Raw genomic sequence first — 22,949 nt, 5'->3', positions numbered from 1 at the left:
GTTATTGGTTAATTCACTTTCACATAAAAACTTTGGTGATCGTGGTGAAATTCGCCGTGGTAAATAGTAACGGTTTCTTTGGTGATCACTTCAAAGGTATAGCGGCGACAAGTGCGGCCATATTTGCGAATAATCAAGTTCAGTAACTCGGTTTTTTTCGCTAGTTGTGAATCACTTAAACGGATTTTGATCACATCCCAGTTTTCTACGTCAAAACGTTCTTCAATTTCTACATAGCCAATGCCTAGCCGTTCAAAAATACGGATAAAACCCGCTTTACTGCCTGCATCTTTGGCGTTAAGAAAGGCATATTTCACCCGTTTACGAAAGAGTTCTAACGGCTCACCTTCAAAACGTTCAATATCTCGCTGATAGGCGATTAGATTAAGAATGCGTTCACTGCAATGTTCTTCATCTAAAATATTGAACGGAAATTTGACCGCACTTAGTACGTAATCCCACCATTTGCCAAAGAGTACGGCGATTTTGTTTAGCTCGCCTTTATCCATCCAAAAGGGCAGTTTTATTTTCATCTCAACCCCTTATTTTTGCGCACTCACGGTTAATTGCCGAATGCGTGGAATGGAAAGATCGCTTTTTATGTCGGTTTGTCCCCATACGATCGAGGCAATTTCGTTGATATGTTCGTGGATTTCCTCACCCAATTTCGACCAACTAAAGCGGCTGAAAGGGTAGGTTTTTGTCACTTTGTAATTGTTATTCTCACGAAATGCACAACGGATCATATTTTCAACCTGTTGTAGAATTTCTTGTTTTCTAACCTCACCGACAAAAATTGACGGGTGAAAATAAATGGCGCAAGTTAAATTGTGCTTTGTTTCCGGCATTGCAAAACACAGTAAATCATCGCCGTGGCCGTGATTGTGTTCGTCTCGCACATAGTGATTGACTTTATCAATAAACGGCTGACTGGTTACGCCTGTGTCTAATAACAAATAGGCGTTTGCCGAACCCGGGCCACGTGGTGCATCGTGTTTGAAATAAATTCTATCCACCGATAAGGCGGCAACTTTGGCGATCATGCCTTTGTAAACACTGTCAATGTGGTGTTGTCCCACGCTTGAAAATTGGGTACGGTAACGTTCACGTAATTCATCATTGGTTTCACGATCCGCTCCCGGTGATGTCAGCCAATTTTCTAAATTTTCGACCGCACTTACACCGGAAACTGCTTCAGGCAAAATACGGTAATAACCGGCGGCGAGGTTATAATTCGCACCGGCATTTTCAGCAATAACAGGAACAGGGCCACGCAATGTGCCTTTCGGGATCACGGTGTCTTGTGTTACCACAAGGCGGAAAATCACATCATTAATGCGTTCTGTTTGAACAATGGTGCCGGCTTTGATGGTGAGTTCCGTTACTTCGCTTTCTTTGGTGAAATGGATCACACCTTCGGCTTTGGTTGCCGCTTTAAAATCTAAGCCTACCGCCCATGCTTGAATTTGTAACCAACCGTCTTTGGCGGTTTTCACAAATAAATTCGGCAGAATTTCCGCAATTAAATGATCGGTCAACCACTTCACAGGTTTCACCGCAATCGCCGTGATTAAACGCCAAAAAGGGGACATTCTTGAAGTATTTGTTATCAAGCTCTCTTGTGCCGTTAAACGTTCAAATTCTTGACGGATTTCTGTTTCTTCCGTTGGTAAGCCGCTTTCGGCTAACATTTGTTTAAAATCTTCACTCATTGAGGCGTAACTCCAATTCGTCTAATTTTCCAAATTCATAGGTATCAGCGGTGATGAATAGTTGACCTAACTTTTCTTCAATAATGGAGACCGTGCCGGGGATCAAACGCACATCTTCTTCCACTAAAAGCACCATTTGTAAAATAATGTCTCGGCGTAAAATGCGTGAGCGTTCTGCGATTAATTGTGTGGCAAGCCCACTTTCTAAAATTGCGTGCTTAATATCCTGTGCGATAGAGGCACGGTTATCGCAAATCATCGGCTGATAGCCGCTATCCAACGTGATGTCTTCGCCGATAATCAGGAGATCAAGATAGTGTTTTTCCATTTATCACCCCGCTGCAAGTTGCTCACGGTTGCGTAATTCCTGCCAAACTTTTTCACCGTTATTTGTATTAATGGTTACACCGCCGTAATTAATATTTTTGGTGGTTTGTTGATTTTGTGTCAGTGTTTTCGTCACTGAACCACTCGGCATTTTTGTAAGCCGTGGTTTGACTTGTTCGCCCAATTCAAATTTAGGCTTACCCGTATTTAATGCACCTATCTGATTTTGCATTTGCAAGGCTTGAGATCCGATAGATGCACCTAATGCAGAAACATTTCCTTGTGGTAACGCCGAATCTTCCCATTTTGGGATCAACGGAATATTAATACTCGGTAAGGTATTGGCTTTTTGAATGATGAAATTGAGTAAATCAACAAATGAGTTAACAATCCCACGAAAGGCATTTTTGAAAATATTGCCTAATGCCTTCGCAATATTTAAGAAACTTTCGATCGGTTTATCGCTATCCCAAAGTGTTGTGATAGCCGTCCAACCTTCAATCAACGCATTTGTGGTAATGGCAAATATATCTGCCATAAAATTAAAGCCGTGAGCGATCAATTCAATGGCGCCAAGCATGATGTTAAATACCATTCCCAGTGCATACCCCACATCTATTCCAAATTGTTGAAAGGTGTAGGCTGAATCGGAAGCTCCGCTAAATAATCCCATGATGCGCCAAATTGTTGCGCCGATTTTTTGTAATGCCCCCCAAACAAGCGAGAAAGCAGAAAATAAAGGTTCAAAGGATACGCCAGCCAATTTGAAACCGGTAATAAATCCGCCGATAAATTCCATAAAGCGGTCGTAGTTTTTATAGATAATGACGCCTAATGCAATCACCGCTGCGATCACTAACATCACAGGGCTTACTAAAAAGGAAAATGCGACTCCGATAGCTGAAATAACACCACTCATTAAAGTGAGTGCGGCAGTTAACCCTGTGAAACCAATTAATGCGCCAACGGCATAACCAATCCAACGGGCGATATTTTTGTAGGTTGATAACCATTTTTGGAAAGATTGCCCTAAGTCGGCGATTTTTTGCATAAATGGTTCAACCTTTTTCAACACCTGCCCACCGATCGCAATTTTGATGTTCTGCAAAATATTTGAAAGGCGCATCCAAGAATCGGTAGTGATTTTGGATACGGCATAGGCTTCATCTAAGTTTTTGATTTTGCCGATTTTGTCAATTTGTTCGGTGATTTGCTCCGTTTTGTCTAATAGCAAACTGGCGATAGAACTACCTACACCAAATGCAGAGGCTAATTTATCTTGCAATTCGGCTTGACCTAAATTGCCGAATTTCTTTTTAATTTTTCCGATAATCTCGGTGATGGGTAATAGCAAACCTTTTTGATCGACAAAGGTCATTCCTAATTTTTTCTGCATTTTGGTGCTGTTAATAGCATTTTCTATTAAGGCTCGATACGCCGTACCGGATTTTGCACCGTCCATAATACCCTGCGTATTTCCCAAAATAGCAAATTGCTCCGCCATTGAAACACCCGCATTTTTAGCGGCTGAACCAAGGTTACTAAAGGCTGCAGATAAACTTTCACCGGAAGATTTAAACATATTGGCGGTTAAGGTGGCTTGCCCCGCCATTTGTTTTACCCAATCGGATTTACCTAGGCGATTCATTTCATCTTGGAAGATGTTTGACATCGTGGCAATATAAGAACCCATTTGTGCCGTATTTGATCCGGTTGCTTTGGCTAAAATATTTGCACTTTCGGAAAATGCGATCATTTCCTTATCGGTTAAGCCGTCAATCGCACGGGCAATTTCATTGACTGATGAAACAACCTCATTTGAGGCAATGCCAAAGGTAGAGGAAAAATCAAGGGCAAATTTCTCTACTTCTGCTAATCCTTCCGCCCCCATACCTGTAGCTTTTACTTCATTCATTGCACGGCTAAATTCAATGGCAGGATCAAGTGCATGCTTTAATGATGCACCCGTGGCAATGATACCCGCCGCACCGATTCCGATACGTTTCATCGCATCTTCACCACGTTTACCTAATTGATCAATAGTTTTCATCACCCCTTTGAGTGGTGCTGATAATTGATCGGTTAAGCTGATGATGTATTCAAGCCCCTGAATTGCCATTGTTAAACCTTAAAATACTTTGGCAATGCCGCTTGCCACGGCGTTTGCCTGTTGTTCAAAATATTGTTTATGTAGCCATATTGCCCGTGCGAGGTTATAGTCGCTGTTGTCGGCGTGTGGTAAATAGTGCATACGTAAGGCAATGGCTTGTGATAAGCCATTGCGATCGATGCTTTCCACACGCAAGGTTAGTTTTTTACGTTAACTTCAATTTGCGGCACAAAGACCTCATTGACTTTGGCTGCAACCTGCATTGCAAGTCCCGGTACGTTGATGATTTCTAATAAATCTTCTTTTTGCTCACGTGCAACAATCGCCAACAAATAATCTTTGAATGGGGTGACTTTGTTGTTTGATTCCATATCATTAATCATTTGATCAAAGGCACTGTTATCACGAATAAAGGTGAAATCCACACCGGCAATGTTCACAACAACAGAATCTTTAAGATTGCCGGTGAGTTTTTCAAGTAGGGTTTGTGCTTGTGTTTTTTCCATTTTTATTTTCCTTCTGGTTGGTTTTGGTTGTTAAAATCGGTGATGCACTTATTTACGGCAGTGTAAGCCGTGGTGCAAATATCCAGGCGATCTAATGCCTGATTTAAACTTTCCGCTAAATCACCGTTGGTGCGGATGTTGACTTGTAACGCCCGGCATTCGGTGGTTTGCGGGCAAATTAGCGGCGGATTGTTTACCGTTGGTGCGGTGGTTGAACACGCCAGCAACATCGGAAGGCACACGCCCATCAGTCCAAATTTTATTTTCTGCATTGTTTAACACGTCCTTAAGTTGTTGCCGGCGATGTTCTGCTTGTTTATTGGCTCGGTTTAATTGTTTGGTGAGTTCGGTATTTTGCTTTTCATACCGTTGCAACATTGCCTTATTTTGCCTAATGCTTTCTTCACTTTGTTTGAGTAAAAGTGCGGTCGTTTCCGCTTGTTTTTTGTAGTGCAGGGTAGAACCGAGACAGCCTACAAACACAATGAAAAAAGAACCGATTAAAAGTGTTTTAAAATTCATTTATTGCCCCAAACACATTGCTTTTTCTTTTGCTCGGCGAAGTTGCAAGCCTTTCAACACTTTGCCGCCTGCTTTGTTGAAATCGGGAATGCGGTTGCACATTAATTCCCAATTTTCGGCTTTGGCGGCTCGGTAGATGGTTGTCGGTACGGTTGCGCCTTGCTTTTTGTTGTAATAACGTTTGATACCGTTACAACCTAAATTAAAAGCTAACGACACCATGGCATCATATTGTCCTTGGTTCATTTTCTTACCGTTGAAATCGGCATTAATGCAATTTTCGGCTTGCTTTACGTTGTGCCGTAAATCTGCGGCGATTTCGTCAATGGTTAAAATCTTGGTTTTATCCACGTTGTGGGTATTGCCGACACCGTTTGTCCATACATCTGCCGGGCATTTGTAGGGATTACGCACGCAGCCTTCAAGATTGATCAACTCATTGAGCATTTGGGGGCTGATACGGTTTTTTTGTTGTTCCGGTAAGTTATTTTGTTGGGCGAAAAATGCTGCCGCTACGGCCAGTGCCGAACAAACAATCATTGCGCCAAATTTTTTACTCATCTTTAACCCCTAATCTTTTTGCTTCAATTCTTGCCACTAACATTTTGTAAGCCAGTTCTTCTTTGCGAATGGCAACATCTTCTTTGTATTTTCGGTAAGCGATCCATACGGAAATCGCCCCGAATAAAATCCCGAATAATGCGCCCCATTCGTGTAATGTAAATCCCGAAATAAGGGCAACAAGCGAACCAAGAAAAGGGGTTGCGCCATCCAATTTACTGTTCATAAAAAATCCTTTAAAACATTTAGGAAACCGACCGCACTTGCTTGGATTTATTATTGTTATACGTCAGCACGGTCAGTCGCCTAAATCGGGTTAACCGATAAGATCACGTGTATCTTCTTCGGATAAATACGGCACGCCGTTAATGCGTACAAAATCGGGGCTAGTCACGAAATATTTGATTTTCTTAGTGGTTTTCGCTCCGCCTTTCGGATCAATGTTTAAAATATCGGTTAAGATTAATTTATTGCCGAAAGTTTCCACTTTGGAACGCACACCGCCCCGCATGGCAAAGAAAGTGAAATCCGTTTCCGGAATACTGCGATAACTACCGGATGCGGCCGCCGCCGTGGCAATTTTGTTGAAGTTTTTTTCGTCAAGCTCAATTTCACCTTCTGCCGATACATCACCGCTTACCCAACCGTCCGGAATGCCACGTGTTAATGCAACGGCACTGTTATCCGAGATAGAAAGGCTGATTGATTCGGCGTGAATCGGGAAACCGAATAAATAGAAATCAAAACTCATTCCGCTAATTCGTTCCATTTTTTAATCTCCTAAGGTTTCTAAATCTAAGAAAATGTTTGCCGTGATTTCTTTCGGGCAATCGTAAGGGCGCACTTTAATGTAAAGCGTTACCTTGGTTTTACTGTGCCAAACAATGGTGATGGCATCGTCTTTCGGCGGCATACATTCGCCCGGAAAATCTTTACCGTTGATGGTTGCGGATTTGCTCATATCACGTAGCGGTTTGGCAAAATAGCTTTTGTGATATTCCGTACTTGAGGTTGTGGAATTAAAGGAACGATCCGCTATTTTGGCAATCGCCAACAAGCGTACTTTACGTGCCACTTTGTCAACCACCCGTACATTCTCAATCACTTGATAATCACCGCCCTCTACGTCCAGTGTGCGACCGTCCGCCCAGTAATAGCCGTCATAGTCGGGATACCACATCGGCACGGAATAGCGTGCGCTTTCTAAGGATTTAAGATGCGCAATGGTTAATTCATTGCCGTCTTTGTCTAATGGTTTTTCTGCACTGCCTAGGCTGATTAATGCGCCCGTTTGTACACGTGCAGGGCTATCTGCCACGGTTACCGCACGATTGGCTAAACGCCCGGCTAATACGCCTGCCTCATTGCCGAAAAGCAACGGAGTTAAACATACGTGATCGGCTACGATTGTTTGTTGCAAAGTGGTGAGTTTTTGCACATATTGATCCCAGCTTTCACCGTCCGATTCATCTCGGTTAATGCCTTGCACCGCTTGAATAAAGAAAGTACGGCGACCGAATTTAGCCAACAATTCCGCATAACATTCTTGTAATTTATTTACGGCGGTTTTATCCACACCTAAATAATGCGTATTGACACAATATTCAAAAGAGGCGGATTGATTGGCTTTTTTCACACACTCCACAAAGTCATAACCTTCTTCTTGTGCGATATAAACATGGGCAAACCAATTTTGACCGGCATTAAGCATTGCCGCACGCACTTGTTTTTTTAAGTCGGTTTCGGTTTCTCCGAATACTTTGTCGAAATCAGAATCGGGGGTAACTGCCAACAATTTGCCGGCATTGACTCCGCCCACGCCCACAAAAAGTGCGTGGCGTTCAATTTCTTTTGATTCGCCGCTTAATTGATTAAGGGCGTTAATTTGTACGGATGGGAACATTTTTTTGTCCTCTTATTGTTGTGTTAATAAAGAAACAAGGTTCGCTATTGCGTTTATCGTTTCCGGAAGTCGGCACATGATGGCAAGCATTCCAATTCCAAATATTGTTTTAAATAAGCCGTATTGCATCATGGTTTCCTTGATTAATTTTAGTAGTTGGATATAATGATCCACATTAAATACTCCTTGCTTGTTAACGCTGTTAAGGGGTTTACAACCTCGAATGATTGCAGTCATTCGGGGTTATTTTTTTATGGTTGTAAGTGGTAACCCATTTTCTGAAAGCCTTTTAATAATTCATCTGTAATAATGTCGGCATTTCGTTTGCTATCTTCGTCTAAGAATGGGCGTTTGGCCATTTTGTAAGAAGTTAAGCCACGTCTAATATTTATGCCTTGTTTTTTTTCCATCATCCGAATTATTAAGCCTGCTTGTCCTCGGGACATACCTTGTTTGATATCTTTAATTCGAGCCTTTTTATATTTTTTTCTTCCGCTTTTTGTTGTGCCGTTACTGGTTTTATAACCGAGTTCTCTTAATCGTCTTGCTTGTTGTGGAGTAGCCGGCTTATCATTTTGAGCAAGTAATTTTGCTAAGGCTTTTTTATCCTTTTTTGTTTGTTCAACCGGCACTTCTAAACCGTATTGATGGATAGCTCCAATTTCTCCACCTTTTTTATCCGTGTAATTAAGCAACCCACGTTCGCCTTGTTGTTCTATTTTTGAATTCAGGGTTCTAGCACGCTTTTTGAGCATCTTATTTACACGCACACCACCTTTTAATTTTTTCTTCCTTGGTTCCCAAGGTTTACCGGTTGGTGATTGTTGACGGCTAACATTTTTTTCTGAATTATCTTTTAGTCGCCATAACACTTTCTGCATCACTTGATTACGCATTTGGGGAGTAAGGCGTAAATACAATAAAGTGTGTTTTAATTTCTCAACGGTTTTGGGTTTTAACCCCATTAAGATTTTCATTGTTCAATTTCTGCCACAATATCAATGTATTCTGCGGTGAACACTTCAATGTCATCCAATCGGTAATTCATACCATCAATTTTTAATGTACCGTTTTCATCTTGTATTGCGGTGAGCGGTTCACGAAAAGCAATGGTAAAAATTAAATCTGCGGTGTTGTCGTCCACTATGTCTAGGTCAAAAGGGATTTCATTTTCACCTAATAGATCACGCATTTGATCGTTTTCGTTTACCCATACTTGAATAAATGCCATCAAGTAAGCCGGGGAAATTTCATTAAAGGGTAATGCCTCAAAATGAAATACACCGTTGTAAGATAAATGACACACCTCTATGCCGTTGTCGGTAATTTGTCGCCCTTCGTTAATTAATTTGCCTTCTTCAATCCAACTATAAAAATTGCTGTGATAGCGTTTCGGCAATTTAGTGAGCAAAAAATCCGTCAATTGCTGATAGCGCATTTTCTTTACAGTAGCCATACTGATCCCCGTCTTTTGCCTTTTAATGTGCGGATGGCGTGGGTTGCCTCTGCCAATAGGCTTTTTTGCTCTGTCACGTATTCACGGTTTTGATGAATTTCGCGCCCTGAAAGGGTGTTAAATTCGGGTAACAATTCTGCTTTCGCACGAGCGAATACCGCTTTTTTGTAAAGGGTTTCGGCGTAGTTTTCACCGTTAATGATTTGGCTTGAAATTTCTTGTGCGGAATTGACCGCACTTTTGCGATAGTTTTCTTCCACTTCTGCCAAATCTAAATTTACGCCTTGCATTGCCGCAATTAATGCGGTTTTCACCATCTCTACGGGAATTTGTAGGGGAATGGCACGTTGTTTTTGAAATTCTTCAATGGATACATCGCACCAAAAACCGCTATTGGTGATGACGGTGTCGTCATAATCTTGCGTTCTGCCGTTAAACATGGTTTTCCCCGTTGTTGTTTTCGAGTGGTCGGGCAAGGAGTTTTTCGACAACAAGATCAAAATCAATTGGTTGTTGTTCCAAACTCAAGCCCGACACTTGGGGAAGTCTTTGCGGATCATATTCACCCGCTTTTGCCAATGCGTTTAAACGCATTGTGCAACGTTCAATCATATTTTTTACACCGGCTTTCGGGTTTAATTGGAAAGCTCGGTTGCATAGTTGAATCGCAAGTAACAGGGTTTCGGCATCATCAATGCCGCTTGCCTGTACGTTGCCTTGTGGATTACGTAAGAGTAATGCCGCTGCCAGTTTTAGCCATTTTGCCGTGACGATTTCGTGCAGTTGCCACCGGGTCGCCACGTTTTTAAAAGTTTGTGTAAAATATGGCTCCACGGATTGACCGGCTGCGGCGGTTTTGTCTGTCCAGTTGTAGATTTGGTCGGCGACAAAGTTCGGTAAGGTGCTTTGCCAACCTTCCGGCATTGCCTGATTCTGTAAAATTGCTTTTTCAGCCAATGACAAGGCTCGGTCAAAATCAGCAATGTCAAACAAATACACAATGCAATAAACCAAATAATCATTTTGATAGATTGATCCTTGTTCAAAATATTGTTCAACAAAAGGTAACCACTTCGGCAAAAAGCGATCACGCTTGTAGTCGTTTTTTTCGGCACGTGTCGGGAATGCGCGAATTGCGTTTACGTCATTTTTGCAGGCAATTTCTAGCACTGCGTAATCATTGCCATGTGCGACAACTGTACTTTGTTGTGTATTGTTTTCGTTGGCTTGGTTAATTTCTGCCAATGCCCGCATTTGGCGTTGAAAGTCTCGCATTCCCATTTTGGATTTTCCTTATTCTTCGTTTTCCAATTTCACGTTTTTAAATTCGACTGCGGCAAATTTACCTAAATCTTCTACGGCGTAAGCCTGATTACGGTAATAGGTGTCTTTAATGCCTTTTGCCTCTTGGTCTTCACGGAAACTACGGCGAATAGACCCTTTTTGTGTGTAGATGGATAGGTTATCCAAGCTTGTCACAATCGCTGCACGTCCCGGCATATTCGGCACGATCATCGCCGGCATACCGCCAAAGGTTTTCATTAAATCGTGGGTGTTTAATGCCGCTTTTTCTGTTGCGATTAAACTATTGCCACGATAGACAAGGCTTGCCTCTTTTGCGACTAAATCCGCACCGACAAGGAACACAAGATCGCCTGCGTCACGGTGGCGTTCGTGTAAGCCTTGTTTGAGGTCGTAGGCAAGTTCATCTAAATTTTTGTAGTCGGCGCTTTCACCAAAAATGCGGATAATGTTTTCTGCTTTACCACGGGTTAAAATTTGCTCCGGCTTATTTTCACGGGCAAATTGAATCCAACCTTTGTTTACATCTTTACCTTCCGCATCTTTCGTGTTTTCGGCGACACTTTCACCGTAGAAACCGATTTTTAATTCGTCTAATGCGATTTGGCGTTGTACGAAATCAGCCCAACGTTGTGCGAATTGCGGTGCAAGGCTGCCCCATTGATCTAAGCGTGGCCACGGGATTAAAACACCTGAATCGGTATCCACGCATTCGTAGCTATATCCGCTAGGATCAACTTTTCCGTAAAAACGACCTTCTTTTTTACGTCCGGTGATCATGCCTTCGGTTGCACCAAAGATTAATTGACCTTTTACTTCATCAACGTGCATATAGTTGATTTTTTGTAAAAAGTCGGCTTGTTTTTGAATGTTGTCCAATAAGTGAATTTCTTTGTTCGGCTCAATGGAAAATTCTTTCCCTTGTTCAATACGATCCGCATCTACGCCGTAGTAATGCCCGACTTGTGAGAAAAATTGTTTTAATACTTTTTGAGTTTCTAATTTCATAGGTTATACCGCCACGTTAAAAGTTTGAGTTTCTTCCGGCACACCGCTTGGCACAGTGGTTTGTTCTTGACTTAATTCGTTGAATTTTTTATCAAGATTTTGCACCGTGGTTAAAAGCTGATTGAACTGTTCCGCAGTAATACTTTGCGTTTGTTCCGGCTTCTGTTCTTCCGCTTTCGGTTCGGGCGATGGTTTGGTTTCTTGTTCTGCCGAAAAATGGTTATCCATTTTTTGGCTTAAACCATTTACCGCATCAAGTAATTGAGCGAACTGTTTTTCGTCCATTGATTTTTCCTCTTTTTTATTGTTGTTATTGGGATTTGTGGGTTCTTCCGTGGTTTGGGCGGAAGATGAAAAGAATTTGGCGAGTGCATTGAAAAAGCCACGAGCCATTTTTTCTTCTTCGTTTTTTGGCTCTGCAAAGTTAATGTTAATAAATTCGCCACATTGCACATTCTCTTGATTAAAAAAATCAAGTTTGGTCGTGCCGACCGATGCCGGGCTATCCGTTACGCCTAATCCGGATAGATAGGCTTTACCGGAATTACGGAAATTTTGTGCAATTTCAACACTTGTAAATAACTTTTGACCGGCAAGATTAAAATCAAGCAATTGCTGATTGGGGGTAATAATGGCAAATAATTTCACTTCACCATTATCTTGTTCTTCGGCTTTCACTTCTAAAACTTCACCGCAATTAAAATAACGGCGATGTTCCGGCCAAAGATTGGCAGTGTAGTATTCAGGATCATAGGTTTCTGCCATTTCGTGCAATTCTTTGGCGGTAATTTGGCGACCGTCCACGGTGTAGCCCGATGTAGCAATGCAAATAAAATCGGTTTTGAGTTTGCTTTTATTCATTTTTTGCAACCTTGGGAAAAGGTATGTTTTTCAAGTGCGGTCATTTTTTCCGATCTTTTTCACAAAATCACGCAGCAAAATTCGGATATGTTCGGATATGGGCGGTTTTTCCCTTATATCCGAACATATCCGAATTTTGGTATTCAATTTTTATTGTTTTTGTTGCCACAATACGCCCGACACAACAAAAACAAGATAAAAAATGACGGAATCAAAGCTAAGAATAAGAAAAACGAAACGCTATGATGACGAAGTGATTTATGCGGCGAAATTTCTTTATTTGAAGAAATACACGCCGAAAGAAATTGCAGCGGAATTAAAATTAAACAGTACACGCCCGATTTATTATTGGGCGGAGAAATACAACTGGCGAAACTTAATCAGCGAAAGCGGTATTGAGGAATTGATCGCATTACGCATTATCACGTTGACGGAACGTGAGAATAAAAGTGATCAGGAAATCAAGGAGCTTGAAGCCCTGATTGATAAAGATATTCAGTATAAAAAGCAACGTGCGGCACAATTTGCGAAAGTGTCGGCAAAAAGTGCGGTCAATTCTGATGATGTTTCCGATAAACGCACTTTTGCCAATAGTGGTGATGGTGATGAGCGCAAGAAGAAAAAACGGGTAAAAAATGATATTTCCGAGGTTACGCCCGAAATGTGTCAGCCGTTTATTGATTCCTTATTTGACTATCAAAAACATCTTCGTGCCAACAAGCACCACGATGTGCGTAATATTTTGAAATCACGCCAAATCGGGGCGACCTATTATTTTAGTTTTGAGGCGTTGGAAGATGCGATTTTTAGCGGTGATAATCAAATTTTCCTATCTGCCAGTAAGCGGCAAGCGGAAATCTTTAAAAACTATATTGTGAAAATGGCGAGGGAATACTTCGGCGTAGAATTGACCGGTAATCCGATCATTTTAAGCAATGGGGCGGAGTTGCATTTCCTTTCGACCAATAAAAATACCTCTCAAGGTAATAGCGGCCACGTTTACGGCGATGAATATGCGTGGATCCGTGATTTTCAACGTTTTAATGATGTGGCTTCCGCCATGGCAACGCACGCCAAATGGCGGGAAACCTATTTCAGCACACCCTCTTCAAAATTCCACGAATCCTACGCTTTTTGGAGCGGTGATAATTGGCGTGATGGTGATCCTAAACGTAAAAATGTGCTATTTCCGACTTTTGCGGAATTGCGTGACGGTGGGCGGTTATGCCCTGATGGGCAATGGCGTTATGTAATCACTATCGAAGATGCCCTAAAAGGCGGTGCGGATATCTTATTCAACATTGAAAAATTGAAACAACGTTATAGCAAATACGCTTTCAACCAGCTTTATATGTGCGTGTGGATTGATGATGCGGATTCGATTTTCAATATTAAGCAGCTTTTAAAATGTGGCGTAGATACGGCGAAATGGACGGATTTTGACCCGAAAGCGGATCGCCCTTTCGGTGATCGTGAAGTGTGGGGCGGTTTTGACCCGGCACATAGTGGTGATGGTGCAAGTTTTGTGATCGTTGCGCCGCCTGCCATTGCCGGCGAAAAATACCGCATTTTAGCCCGTTACCAGTGGAACGGGTTGTCTTATGTGTATCAAGCCAATCAAATTCGGCAACTTTATGAAAAATACAATATGACCTACATAGGTATTGATGCTACGGGCGTTGGCTATGGGGTGTATGAACTGGTGAAAGAATTTGCACGCCGTGCGGCAACCGCCATTATTTACAATCCTGAAAGCAAAACGGGAATGGTGCTAAAAGTGCATGATTTGGTTGAACACGGGCAAATTGAGTGGAGCGAGAAAGAAATTGATATTGTGCCTAGCTTTTTAATGATTAAGCACCAATCGACAAAATCAGGCAACACAATGACGTTTACGGCGGAACGAACGGTAAAAACACAACACGCCGATGTGTTTTTTGCGATTTGTAATGCCATCAACAAAAAATCCTTAAGTGATAAACCACGCAAACGCCGTGGATGGAGTGTATTAAGTGAAAAATAAGGCAAAAAAAGAAAATAAAAATGGAATTGTAATTGCGCCGATAAACGACCGCACTTTTTCATTGAATGAGATCACCGCCTCGCCTGCATTGGATTATGTGGGCGTTGGGTTTGATGAAAATTATAGGTGCTATTTGCCCCCGGTGAATCGCCACGTTTTAGCCAAATTGCCGCACCAAAACGCACAGCACGGCGGAATTTTACATAGCCGTGCAAATATGGTGAGTGCAACCTATGAGGGCGGAAAAGCCCTCTCTAAAATGGAAATGCGTGCGCTTTGTTTGAATTTGATTCAGTTTGGCGATGTGGGCTTGCTAAAAGTGCGTAATGGTTTTGGGCAAGTGGTGCGGCTTGTGCCGTTATCCGGTTTGTATTTACGTGTGCGTAAAGATGGAGGCTATTCTTATTTGATGAAAAAATCCCTCTATGATACGGCGCAAGAAGTTTATCGTTATGAGGCACGGGATATTATTTTTATTAAACTTTATGACCCTATGCAACAAGTTTACGGATCGCCCGATTATGTCGGCGGTTTGCAATCGGCTTTGTTAAATTCCGATGCCACCGTATTTCGCCGCCGTTATTTTAGCAATGGGGCGCACATGGGTTTTATTTTGTATTCGACCGACCCTGACCTAACAGAAGATATGGAAGAAGAGATTGCGAAAAAGATCGGTGAATCAAAAGGGGTGGGGAACTTCCGATCAATGTTTGTGAATATTGCCAATGGTCACCCGGACGGCTTGAAAGTGATTCCGATTGGCGATACCGGCACAAAAGATGAATTTGCGAATATCAAAAACATATCGGCGCAAGATGTGCTGACCGCCCACCGATTCCCGGCGGGCTTAAGTGGGATTATTCCGACCAATACGGCAGGGCTTGGTGATCCGTTGAAATATCGTGAGGTTTATCACTATGATGAAGTGCTACCGTTACAAGAGATTATTGCGGAATCTATAAATCGTGATCCTGAAATCAAAAACTTATTAAAAATCAAGTTCCGTGAGCCAAATTTTACAAAATAAATTTCCGATCAAATACTATACAAAACACCAGTGATCTATATAATGAGAAACACTGATTAATTTTGTGGTTTTGGGGAAAATGGCAAGAACAACAGATATTTATTGCACGGTTTGCAATACAAAATCGGTGATTGAAAGGGCTGAACGCATACACAGTAAATTCACCCGTTATTATTGCTCCTGCAAAAATCCCCAATGTGGTCACCGCTTTGTGATGAATATGGAATTTAGCCACACCACACGCAGTAGCAACCTCACAAAAGATAAACTATTGGAATTAATTTTAGGCAAATTATCGGAAGATGATAAAGCCAATTTGAGGAAGATATTAGATGATGAAAAAAGCCGCGAATAGCGGCTTTTTTCTTAGGCGGTGAGCAACTTATTTGTGGCTAATTGTGCCAAAAAGTTACTTCTGTTTTTATATTCCGGATGGGTTGCGACAAATTGATCGATACGGTGAAGTAATAATGACGGGAGCGTAATATTAATTTTTTCCGCTTTCCCCATTAAATGAGCGAGATCGACATCAACAACCGTCACAATAAATCCGTGATATTCCGGATCATTAATATATTGCTCGGCGGGCTTTGATTTTGGCAATTCTTCACCGTCTTCTAACATTCCTTCAATGTGAAAGGCAATCGCTTCTTTTGTATTTAGGATTGCTTCTTCCATATTATCACCGGCAGAAAAACAACCGGGTACATCAGGAACGGAAACAACATAACCATCGCTGACTTTTTCCATACAAATTGGATATAACATTATTTCGTTCTCCTATTCTCTTTAAAGGGGGCTTATAGCCCCGCTTGCTTTTTAATACTTTTTTCTAAATGCCCTAGGTCTTTTCTAGGGTGGGGAATTGTTACTGTCCCCGATTTGGTCGGATGTTTGTATTGATGATGACTACCTTTCACTCTATCTAAATACCAACCGTCCGCCTCTATCATTTTTATTGCCGTTTTACTGTCCACCTTTTCTCCGTCCTGTCTTTCAATAGTGGGTATTATACCCACTTTATAATCTTAGTCAATTATTTTGTGTGTATAATACCCACTTTTTTTATTTAAAGCTGATTTAGTTTATTTTATGCCTTTTTCTTTCATTTCGTGCAACGACACATAAGACGATTTCAAACTGCCGTAAGGGGCTTTGGGTTCAAATAACACCAACATTTGCGGTTTGTTGTTTTGATCGGTTTCTTCGCCTGTTTCGTTGTTGATAAACGGAATGCGTGAATTAGTGATATAAACAATTTCTTTGGCATTACGCACGCACATATCAAACCATTTTGTGGAACCATCCACATTAAGCAACATTACCACCGTTTTATTGTGTAGCACGCTTTGATGAATAGCACGCAGTACAAAGGGGAGTGGGTTTGAATAGGGCGGATTCATCCAAACGTAACGCCCTTGCCACGTTGCGGTGAGGGTGTTTTGTTCCGGTGTGATGAAATTTTTGACTTTTGTGTTGTGTTCCATTGCGCAGGCATCAAGATCAAATTTAATGCCAAAATAATGTTCCGCATAATAAAACACCCACCAAGGTGTCGCCCATAAGTCTTTATCTGATTTTTTTGTGTTGGATTTGTTCATATTTTCCCCTTAAATCAAACACAAAATCCACGTTACCATCGCAATGGCACCACCAATCATTCCGCCTATGATGGCGAGCAAAACATCACCGATACGATCAGTTGTGATCCGGTTTTCAAGATTGGCAATTTCTTTTACGAAAAAGCGGTTACATAGCCGCAATGTTTCGCCTTGGCTTTTGAGACGATTGGCGGTTTCTTGCGACTGGACGGCAAGATCCCAAACGTTGGCCCGTAACTTTTTCATTTCAATTTGAAGGGAATTTTGACCGCACTTTTCTGTGCGTTTTGCCGCCAATAATCGGCGCATTTGTTTTTGTTTACGTTTGTTCATGAGGTTTTTCTCCTATTGGGTTCGTTGATTTTTATGTAATGCTTTCAGTTTTTGGATATTTCTTGGCACAGGACTAAGCGACACAATCATATTTTGATTGCGTTTGACTAACTGCACGTCATCATCTTTCAATTCTAGGGCGGTGTATTTATCAATAATTAGCCGCTTGTAGCGGAATAAATAGTCTAATTTTTGTTCATTTAATGGCGCGCAAATCGGGATCAATAACTGTTTTATTTTTTGTTCGATTTTTGAGCGGTTACAGTTATTGACACAAGTCCAAGGCGGGCAAAGCCCGCTGTTTGCGGTTTCGCTGCGCTCAACCTGGGTTGCGGAAAAATCTTTCGGGCGTTTTTTAATTGCCCATCGCTTAGTGCGAGAAATCACCGTTTTAAGGCTGAAACGGTTTGCTAATCCAATAATAGATTTGCGCTGTTCGCCGTATTTATTGGCGGATTTGGTTTCGTAGTTGAGTTTAATCGGTTGATCGGCACGTTTCGCCAACGCACCGCCTTGAATTTCCATATACGCCGCATAATCACCGGCAACGCCTGCCGCCGCTTGTGCTTTGTCTATGATTTCATCATCGGCTTGACCACTGACTAAACGGCGTAATTCACGCCAAACAGAAATAGAAGAGCCACCATAGAATTGGAACTGACGAATTCCCCAACGGCTCGCCCAGGCACGAACCCGTAGGGCATTGTCGTGTAGGCTAAGGGTTGGATCTTCATCGGACATTTCACCGGCAAGGGCAAAACCATCAATATTCTTGGCAATATATTTGGCGATGTAGGCGGTGGCACTGCCTTTGGTTTTATCGCATTCTTCCACTTTGCAACGGTGTTCTGCTGCGCCTTTTTCATTGCCGTCCAGTTCAAGGGCTTTCATTTTAAAGAGTCGGATCACTTCTGCTTTATGTTCTGCCGGCACATAGGATAAGGCGTGCCAGTGGGGTGTTGCATCTTTGTGGGGTTCTGCCACTCGCATACCGCACATTTTGATATTGCGTTTGGCGAGTAACGCCCGGAACTGTTGCCACACTTTATTTAAGTAGCGTTGTGTCTCTTGTGGGTTTGCGCCCGACCACTTTTTATTATTACTTCCGCTTTTACTGTTGGAAGCGTGAAAAGATGAAGGTGCGGTAAGGGTTAAAAATATGGCTTCATTGTTGTTTTCTTCCGCCCATTCTTCCATACCACGCAAACGCACCATCATCTCGTTTCTACGCAACGCAGGATTTGCCGAAGATTTAAGGAAAATATCGAATAATTCTGCTTGTTCGGCAGGATCATCAATGTTTTCAATAATCATTGCACGTAAATAGTCGTGGTTCTTACGTTGTTGTAGCTGCCATTCTTGAAAACCTTGGTTAGAAATATAGGTTGCCGCATTCGCACGCACCTCACCGCACGCAATGGCGATATGTTCAATCATTTTGCGCTGTGTGCTGCGCATTTGTCTGAACCACCATTTTTCGCAGGTAAGACGAAGTAAGGTGCTTTCAATGTTTTCCGGTTTAATTGGTTTACTGTGTTCTAACTTTTCCCAATGGGGAATTTTAAAACCGGCGGAAAGTGCGATTTCACCGCACCATTGATAAAGCTGTCGGAAATAACCTTGAATATCGGCTTCATTGTCGGTTTCAATACCGTCTTTTAAAAAATGGGAGCAATCAAACTGAAATTTTGTAAATGAGTCGGCGATTTGGTACGCCATCTTTTTTAACTTGCTTTCAGTGAGCAAATAGAAAGGTAGGTGCTTTTGTTTTTGAGCGACACCATACACTTTTAAATGAAAGCCGGAGTAGTGCAATTCATTGTAATGCTTTGAGAGTTCTGCACTTGGCGTGACCGTGGAAAATTGCACGGCTTGTTGAATTTCATCTTTTACCGATAAAACCCACTGTGGCGTATTGATGAAAGTTTGCAAAAAATCCACATTCACATTGTATTGTGAAAAGACCTTTTGCAAACGCACATCTAACACTTCACGCAAATAGTTATTGGCATAATTACGTTGTTTGTTACCTAAAGCAAAAGCAATCGAACCATCATCTTTGATGGAACGATAGGCTTTAATGTAGAGTTTACGGAAATATTCACGCTGACGTTGGCGTGGCAGGATTTCAAGTTTCTTTTCAATAAACTCAAAATCAACCGGGTTTGTGGCAAATAATTCAAGTTGATGTGGCGTATAAACGGCATCATCAAAGGGCAAAAAACGAGGGAAATTCGCCCCATTTTGTGCCGCTTGATGACGTTCAGCCAACACCACCGCCATGTGTGATTCACGGGCGGCGATGTTGCTGTCTCGTTGTTGTTGCCACGTTTGCATGGTTTATTCTTCCCACATACCCACGATGTTGAAAAGATGAGCCCATTCATTTTTGTTTAATTCGCCTTTTTTCGACCAACGCAGATCCATAAATGAAACACGAGAGTGTTCATCGTTAAGGTTCACTTCATAGGCGTAACCGCCGATAAGCGGAAAATAATCATTTGGCGCAAGGTTGCTGATATCTGTAAAAATATAGGCTTCAGCTCCGCAAGCAAGACGAACTGGTTTGCCTTGTAATGCTTGTTCTAAATTAAATGTTTTCATAAATGTATATCAATTGTTGAATTTAATTAATGATTGCAGGTAAAAAAAGGATTAGGCATAAGCCTGTTGAATTTCAGCAATACGTTTTATTTCTGCCTGTATTGCCTCTAATCGTTTGATGACCTCGGTGATATTTGTCACCTCTTCTTGATTTAGTTCGCAATAAGTAACGCTATTGAATGCGGAAAATAAATCGTTACATACTTTTCCGCCTGTGCGTTCATAGGTGCCGTTATCCTTGAGGTCGATTTCGTAAAGCACATATTTCCCGTTACTTAATTTAAGGCAATAGCGGTTTGTTAAATCAATGATATGTTCTTGCATAATGTTTTCCTTTATTCTTGAGGTTGCGGAATATCTTCAATTTGTTCCCAACCTTTTTTGTTTAAGCCTGAAATGTATATGTCTCGGTACCACAATGTGCCGTCATTACATAGTGCAAGAATCGAATTTGAACGTTCTGTTTCGTTTATTGTGGAGTCGTATACCATTGATTCAGAGGTAGCGATTTGTATAATTTTTCGTGTTTTCATCGTGTTTTCCTTAATGTGCCAATTCTTCGGCTTTTTTATGGAGATGGCTTGCGCACTCTAATGCCGTCACCATTTTTTGATAAACCCTATCAGCTGCATTTTCTTCATTTTTACGTTTCAATCGCAGCCAGTTTTCGCGATATTTATCGAATTTACGCAGCCATTTTCTTTTGGCTGCCAAACAGGTTTCCGGTGTTGGTGTTATCATTCTTTTCCCCTTGTGTATGGGTCTAACTGATAGAAATCGGCTCGGCGTAAGGCTCTTGGAAAGGCGGTGCGAATACCCGTCATTTCTTTTAAGCCTTTTACTAACTTATCTATGCCTTTATCGTTGTAGTGCCACAGTTTGTCGCCGGTTAAATCTGGGCGGATGTAATCTTCATCGGGTTCAATATCGGCAACGGCTTTGAGTATGCCACTTTGTTTATGGGTTAAGCCGTTGAACGCCCGTTCTACTTCATATTTGCTTAACGCCATTTGGTACAACACGTCTTCCCCGTTTTTGGCGGTGGGGCGGGGTATGCCTTGTTCTTCATACCATTGCTCCACCGGACTTTTGCTTTCTTGAACGTACATTGCCACGCCCTCGCTTTGTTATTTGCCGCTTTTGTTGTATGCTTGCCCCAATTTAAATAAACGGTTACTTAATTTAAGGAGTTCATAAGATGAGCGATCAGAAAGAAAATAAGCCTTTATCAATTCAAGCACAGCTCGATCAAATTCAGATTCAGCTTGCTTATCAAGAACAAGCGCTTGCGATAATTCTTGAAGTAATTGGCTCACAGCCGGATTTGGCTGGGACTTATGAGCGTGCCTGCTTTCACAGACTTGACGCCATTGGGAAAAAATCTCCCGAAGTTGCTCGTGAGCTTGAGCAGTATCTCGGACGGGTTTTACGTCACATTGTAGAATAGCGATTTTGTGTTGAATTTCTTGGTGCGTTAAATTGTGTTCTTCACAATATTCTTGTGCAAAGAATGTGAATGATGATTTGCTTTTAGTCATTGTCTTCCCCTTATCACTAAAATTTATGTTTGAAACTGACCGCACTTTGTGCGGTGTTGGCTTTAGGAGTTCTTCCCTATGAAATTTGATGAACTTAACATTGCACAGTCTCTTGAGCTGATGGCGCAACGGCTTGATCGTCTTGAGCGGGTGCTTGGGCTTTCGGCTGATATGCCGGTTCAAGCTGATATTCCTGCTCAAGTTTTGCCAACCGAGGGGCGATTGCTTGAAGATAATCTGCGGGAGTTAATCCGTATACTTGATAGTGCTTTCGGAGTATTGCCTGCTCAAACTCGTCAAGCATTGATTGAAAATTTGAATATGCAGCTTTCGCGTCATTACAAATCAGGTCGAATTGAGCGAGCGGATAAATTAATTGACGTATTTCATTCATTTTTGCCTTCAGTCCATCTACAAATAGCAGATGAACTAAATACCATTCGTAAATCAGCTCTTCGTGAGCGTTTAGCACGTTTACGTGAGGTTTCAAAAACTCATAACGCTGTTGAGCAGACATTGATAACAGACGATAAATAGCTTGTTTGTTTGGATGATTAAATTCTTCTGTCATTGCTTTCCCCCATGACTTAATGAATGTGAAAACCAGCCGCACTTTGTGCGGTTTTGTTGTCGTTTAATGCTTTTCATTGCCGTTGCAACCAGGTCAATTAATACGGTTGTGTTCTGTCCGGTTTCATACCTGTTTTTCTCTTTATTCCACTTCTTTAGCTTTACGCTTACAAGCACACCTTGATCGATCATATTGCTTACCGTTGCTAGTGATACATCTAAACGCTTTGCATATTCCTTACGTGTAATAAAAGGTTCATCGCACTGTAATTTAATGTTTATAGTGCTCATTGATTTTTCTCCTTGCTGTTAAGTGCTTGGTTAATCAATATGCGTCCCATTGATGAAATTGTCCGATCTTCCGTTTTCGCCAGTGCTTTCACTTTTTGAAGTAGCTCCGGTTCTAATACGATTTGTAATCGCCCTTCTTTGGTTTGTGTGTGGATTTTAGGCATAGTCAAATTTCCTCTGTTGTGATAATCTAGTAATTCTTAATAACTCTGAATTACAATAATTAGCTTTTGGGATATTCTAATTTCCCTTTAGGTAATTTTCAATACTAAAATTGTTAATTTATGAAAGAAAGACTTGATTTAAATTCATATGAAATCATTGAGCGTATGAAAAAAATTTGTGATGTGCATACGGACAAGGAATTAGCGAGCATTATTGGAATTCAACCTCCTAGCGTAAATAAGTGGAAAACAAGGAATTTAGTACCGTTAGAACCTCTCTTGTTAGTTTCAAACAGATTTAATGTAAGTATTGATTGGTTATTGCATGGTCAGCAGGTTAACGAATTAACTACACACGAAAAACTTGCCTTGATTGCTTTCAATGATCTTGATGACCGAAAGAAACTGGAAGCTATTGCCTTTATGACCGGATTAAAAAACTCACCTGTTTCTATTTCTCAAACTATCAACGGTTCTGAAAATAATGTAGTCGGAAATGGGGATATTCATATAAATAAATAAAGGAAATA

General features: G+C 41.5%; 36 protein-coding genes. 6 read left to right on the top strand and 30 right to left on the bottom strand.

The features are described 5' to 3' along the window. Window positions 1–8: 8 nt before the first annotated feature. The 18 genes from IHV77_RS02860 to IHV77_RS02780 all read right to left on the bottom strand — a co-directional run bounded on the left by IHV77_RS02860 (window position 9) and on the right by IHV77_RS02780 (window position 12,268). Window positions 9–533, bottom strand: coding sequence for a phage tail protein (locus IHV77_RS02860; RefSeq protein WP_194812651.1), 525 nt, complete (start codon window positions 531–533; stop codon window positions 9–11). 9 nt (window positions 534–542) lie between these two features. Beyond that, on the bottom strand, window positions 543–1,712 hold the full coding sequence (locus IHV77_RS02855) for a baseplate J/gp47 family protein (RefSeq protein WP_194812650.1): 1,170 nt from the start codon (window positions 1,710–1,712) through the stop codon (window positions 543–545). After that, window positions 1,705–2,040, bottom strand: a complete 336-nt coding sequence (locus IHV77_RS02850; RefSeq protein WP_194812649.1) for a DUF2590 family protein — start codon at window positions 2,038–2,040, stop codon at window positions 1,705–1,707. Before IHV77_RS02850 ends, IHV77_RS02855 begins: the two co-directional genes overlap by 8 nt. 3 nt (window positions 2,041–2,043) lie before the next feature. Beyond that, the gene (locus tag IHV77_RS02845; RefSeq protein WP_194812648.1) at window positions 2,044–4,158 is read right to left on the bottom strand and encodes a phage tail tape measure protein; all 2,115 of its coding nucleotides are present in this window, start codon (window positions 4,156–4,158) and stop codon (window positions 2,044–2,046) included. A 9-nt stretch (window positions 4,159–4,167) separates the two neighbouring features. Then, window positions 4,168–4,338 (bottom strand): DUF6890 family protein, encoded by a 171-nt coding sequence (locus IHV77_RS02840; protein ID WP_194813304.1) that lies wholly within the window; start codon window positions 4,336–4,338, stop codon window positions 4,168–4,170. 8 nt (window positions 4,339–4,346) lie between these two features. Further along, window positions 4,347–4,655, bottom strand: a complete 309-nt coding sequence (locus IHV77_RS02835; RefSeq protein ID WP_194812647.1) for a putative phage tail assembly chaperone — start codon at window positions 4,653–4,655, stop codon at window positions 4,347–4,349. 2 nt (window positions 4,656–4,657) lie between these two features. Beyond that, window positions 4,658–4,885 (bottom strand): Rz1-like lysis system protein LysC, encoded by a 228-nt coding sequence (gene lysC / locus IHV77_RS11820; protein WP_228550053.1) that lies wholly within the window; start codon window positions 4,883–4,885, stop codon window positions 4,658–4,660. Further along, window positions 4,776–5,177, bottom strand: a complete 402-nt coding sequence (locus IHV77_RS02830; RefSeq protein ID WP_228550062.1) for a hypothetical protein — start codon at window positions 5,175–5,177, stop codon at window positions 4,776–4,778. The genes lysC and IHV77_RS02830 overlap by 110 nt, the downstream gene beginning before the upstream one ends. Beyond that, on the bottom strand, window positions 5,178–5,738 hold the full coding sequence (locus IHV77_RS02825; protein WP_194812646.1) for a lysozyme: 561 nt from the start codon (window positions 5,736–5,738) through the stop codon (window positions 5,178–5,180). Then, on the bottom strand, window positions 5,731–5,964 hold the full coding sequence (locus tag IHV77_RS02820) for an HP1 family phage holin (RefSeq protein ID WP_194812645.1): 234 nt from the start codon (window positions 5,962–5,964) through the stop codon (window positions 5,731–5,733). The genes IHV77_RS02825 and IHV77_RS02820 overlap by 8 nt, the downstream gene beginning before the upstream one ends. A 90-nt stretch (window positions 5,965–6,054) precedes the next feature. Continuing rightward, complete coding sequence (locus IHV77_RS02815; RefSeq protein WP_194812644.1) at window positions 6,055–6,507, bottom strand: phage protein; 453 nt, start codon at window positions 6,505–6,507, stop codon at window positions 6,055–6,057. 3 nt (window positions 6,508–6,510) lie between these two features. Next, a complete protein-coding gene (locus tag IHV77_RS02810; RefSeq protein WP_194812643.1) occupies window positions 6,511–7,641 on the bottom strand; it encodes a DUF2586 domain-containing protein in 1,131 nt (376 codons plus the stop codon). Window positions 7,642–7,892: 251 nt separating this feature from the next. Next, window positions 7,893–8,618, bottom strand: a complete 726-nt coding sequence (locus IHV77_RS02805; protein WP_194812642.1) for a phage virion morphogenesis protein — start codon at window positions 8,616–8,618, stop codon at window positions 7,893–7,895. Continuing rightward, window positions 8,615–9,097, bottom strand: a complete 483-nt coding sequence (locus IHV77_RS02800; RefSeq protein WP_194812641.1) for a phage tail protein — start codon at window positions 9,095–9,097, stop codon at window positions 8,615–8,617. Before IHV77_RS02800 ends, IHV77_RS02805 begins: the two co-directional genes overlap by 4 nt. Next, window positions 9,085–9,537 carry a head completion/stabilization protein gene (locus IHV77_RS02795; protein ID WP_194812640.1) on the bottom strand — a complete coding sequence of 151 codons (453 nt, stop codon included), beginning with the start codon at window positions 9,535–9,537 and terminating at the stop codon, window positions 9,085–9,087. The genes IHV77_RS02800 and IHV77_RS02795 overlap by 13 nt, the downstream gene beginning before the upstream one ends. After that, on the bottom strand, window positions 9,530–10,378 hold the full coding sequence (locus IHV77_RS02790; protein WP_194812639.1) for a phage terminase small subunit: 849 nt from the start codon (window positions 10,376–10,378) through the stop codon (window positions 9,530–9,532). The genes IHV77_RS02795 and IHV77_RS02790 overlap by 8 nt, the downstream gene beginning before the upstream one ends. A 12-nt stretch (window positions 10,379–10,390) precedes the next feature. Further along, on the bottom strand, window positions 10,391–11,407 hold the full coding sequence (locus IHV77_RS02785) for a phage major capsid protein, P2 family (RefSeq protein ID WP_194812638.1): 1,017 nt from the start codon (window positions 11,405–11,407) through the stop codon (window positions 10,391–10,393). Between the two features lie 3 nt (window positions 11,408–11,410). Further along, window positions 11,411–12,268: a GPO family capsid scaffolding protein gene (locus IHV77_RS02780; RefSeq protein ID WP_194812637.1), complete on the bottom strand. Its 858-nt coding sequence runs from the start codon at window positions 12,266–12,268 to the stop codon at window positions 11,411–11,413. Between the two features lie 202 nt (window positions 12,269–12,470). On the opposite strand from IHV77_RS02780, the gene IHV77_RS02775 reads away from it, so the two are divergent. The 3 genes from IHV77_RS02775 to IHV77_RS02765 all read left to right on the top strand — a co-directional run bounded on the left by IHV77_RS02775 (window position 12,471) and on the right by IHV77_RS02765 (window position 15,673). Next, window positions 12,471–14,291 (top strand): terminase ATPase subunit family protein, encoded by a 1,821-nt coding sequence (locus IHV77_RS02775; RefSeq protein ID WP_194812636.1) that lies wholly within the window; start codon window positions 12,471–12,473, stop codon window positions 14,289–14,291. Next, entirely contained in the window at window positions 14,281–15,318 is a 1,038-nt protein-coding gene (locus IHV77_RS02770) for a phage portal protein (protein ID WP_194812635.1), read from the top strand. Before IHV77_RS02775 ends, IHV77_RS02770 begins: the two co-directional genes overlap by 11 nt. 79 nt (window positions 15,319–15,397) lie before the next feature. Further along, on the top strand, window positions 15,398–15,673 hold the full coding sequence (locus tag IHV77_RS02765; protein WP_194812634.1) for an ogr/Delta-like zinc finger family protein: 276 nt from the start codon (window positions 15,398–15,400) through the stop codon (window positions 15,671–15,673). A gap of 11 nt (window positions 15,674–15,684) precedes the next feature. Here the strand turns inward: IHV77_RS02765 and IHV77_RS02760 are convergent, their stop codons facing one another. The 10 genes from IHV77_RS02760 to IHV77_RS02715 form a co-directional block, all read right to left on the bottom strand. Further along, window positions 15,685–16,086 carry a type II toxin-antitoxin system HicB family antitoxin gene (locus tag IHV77_RS02760; RefSeq protein WP_194812633.1) on the bottom strand — a complete coding sequence of 134 codons (402 nt, stop codon included), beginning with the start codon at window positions 16,084–16,086 and terminating at the stop codon, window positions 15,685–15,687. A gap of 32 nt (window positions 16,087–16,118) precedes the next feature. After that, a complete protein-coding gene (locus IHV77_RS02755) occupies window positions 16,119–16,337 on the bottom strand; it encodes a type II toxin-antitoxin system HicA family toxin (RefSeq protein WP_194812632.1) in 219 nt (72 codons plus the stop codon). Window positions 16,338–16,403: 66 nt separating this feature from the next. After that, window positions 16,404–16,919, bottom strand: a complete 516-nt coding sequence (locus IHV77_RS02750) for a phage N-6-adenine-methyltransferase (RefSeq protein ID WP_194812631.1) — start codon at window positions 16,917–16,919, stop codon at window positions 16,404–16,406. Window positions 16,920–16,928: 9 nt separating this feature from the next. Further along, window positions 16,929–17,252, bottom strand: coding sequence for a hypothetical protein (locus tag IHV77_RS02745; protein ID WP_194812630.1), 324 nt, complete (start codon window positions 17,250–17,252; stop codon window positions 16,929–16,931). 12 nt (window positions 17,253–17,264) lie between these two features. Then, a complete protein-coding gene (locus IHV77_RS02740; protein WP_194812629.1) occupies window positions 17,265–19,589 on the bottom strand; it encodes a replication endonuclease in 2,325 nt (774 codons plus the stop codon). A 3-nt stretch (window positions 19,590–19,592) separates the two neighbouring features. After that, window positions 19,593–19,856 carry a hypothetical protein gene (locus tag IHV77_RS02735; protein ID WP_194812628.1) on the bottom strand — a complete coding sequence of 88 codons (264 nt, stop codon included), beginning with the start codon at window positions 19,854–19,856 and terminating at the stop codon, window positions 19,593–19,595. 51 nt (window positions 19,857–19,907) lie between these two features. After that, complete coding sequence (locus IHV77_RS02730; protein ID WP_194812627.1) at window positions 19,908–20,180, bottom strand: hypothetical protein; 273 nt, start codon at window positions 20,178–20,180, stop codon at window positions 19,908–19,910. 11 nt (window positions 20,181–20,191) lie between these two features. Next, a complete protein-coding gene (locus tag IHV77_RS02725) occupies window positions 20,192–20,389 on the bottom strand; it encodes a hypothetical protein (protein ID WP_194812626.1) in 198 nt (65 codons plus the stop codon). Between the two features lie 10 nt (window positions 20,390–20,399). Then, complete coding sequence (locus IHV77_RS02720) at window positions 20,400–20,597, bottom strand: hypothetical protein (protein ID WP_194812625.1); 198 nt, start codon at window positions 20,595–20,597, stop codon at window positions 20,400–20,402. Continuing rightward, complete coding sequence (locus IHV77_RS02715) at window positions 20,594–20,965, bottom strand: hypothetical protein (protein ID WP_194812624.1); 372 nt, start codon at window positions 20,963–20,965, stop codon at window positions 20,594–20,596. Before IHV77_RS02715 ends, IHV77_RS02720 begins: the two co-directional genes overlap by 4 nt. Before the next feature lie 89 nt (window positions 20,966–21,054). Between IHV77_RS02715 and IHV77_RS02710 the strand changes: the two genes are divergently transcribed. Further along, window positions 21,055–21,303: a hypothetical protein gene (locus IHV77_RS02710; protein ID WP_194812623.1), complete on the top strand. Its 249-nt coding sequence runs from the start codon at window positions 21,055–21,057 to the stop codon at window positions 21,301–21,303. A 169-nt stretch (window positions 21,304–21,472) separates the two neighbouring features. Further along, window positions 21,473–21,931 (top strand): hypothetical protein, encoded by a 459-nt coding sequence (locus tag IHV77_RS02705; RefSeq protein WP_194812622.1) that lies wholly within the window; start codon window positions 21,473–21,475, stop codon window positions 21,929–21,931. Between the two features lie 30 nt (window positions 21,932–21,961). Here IHV77_RS02705 and IHV77_RS02700 read toward each other — a convergent pair whose 3' ends face one another. Both IHV77_RS02700 and IHV77_RS02695 read right to left on the bottom strand, forming a co-directional pair. Next, window positions 21,962–22,255 (bottom strand): DNA-binding protein, encoded by a 294-nt coding sequence (locus IHV77_RS02700; RefSeq protein WP_194812621.1) that lies wholly within the window; start codon window positions 22,253–22,255, stop codon window positions 21,962–21,964. Then, the gene (locus IHV77_RS02695) at window positions 22,252–22,419 is read right to left on the bottom strand and encodes a hypothetical protein (RefSeq protein WP_194812620.1); all 168 of its coding nucleotides are present in this window, start codon (window positions 22,417–22,419) and stop codon (window positions 22,252–22,254) included. The genes IHV77_RS02700 and IHV77_RS02695 overlap by 4 nt, the downstream gene beginning before the upstream one ends. 120 nt (window positions 22,420–22,539) lie before the next feature. Between IHV77_RS02695 and IHV77_RS02690 the strand changes: the two genes are divergently transcribed. After that, a complete protein-coding gene (locus IHV77_RS02690; protein WP_194812619.1) occupies window positions 22,540–22,941 on the top strand; it encodes a helix-turn-helix domain-containing protein in 402 nt (133 codons plus the stop codon). Window positions 22,942–22,949 lie beyond the last annotated feature (8 nt).

Origin of the sequence: Rodentibacter haemolyticus (assembly GCF_015356115.1) — a bacterium.
Classification (GTDB): Bacteria; Pseudomonadota; Gammaproteobacteria; order Enterobacterales; family Pasteurellaceae; genus Rodentibacter; species Rodentibacter haemolyticus.
This window is presented reverse-complemented; position numbering and strand designations above follow the sequence as displayed.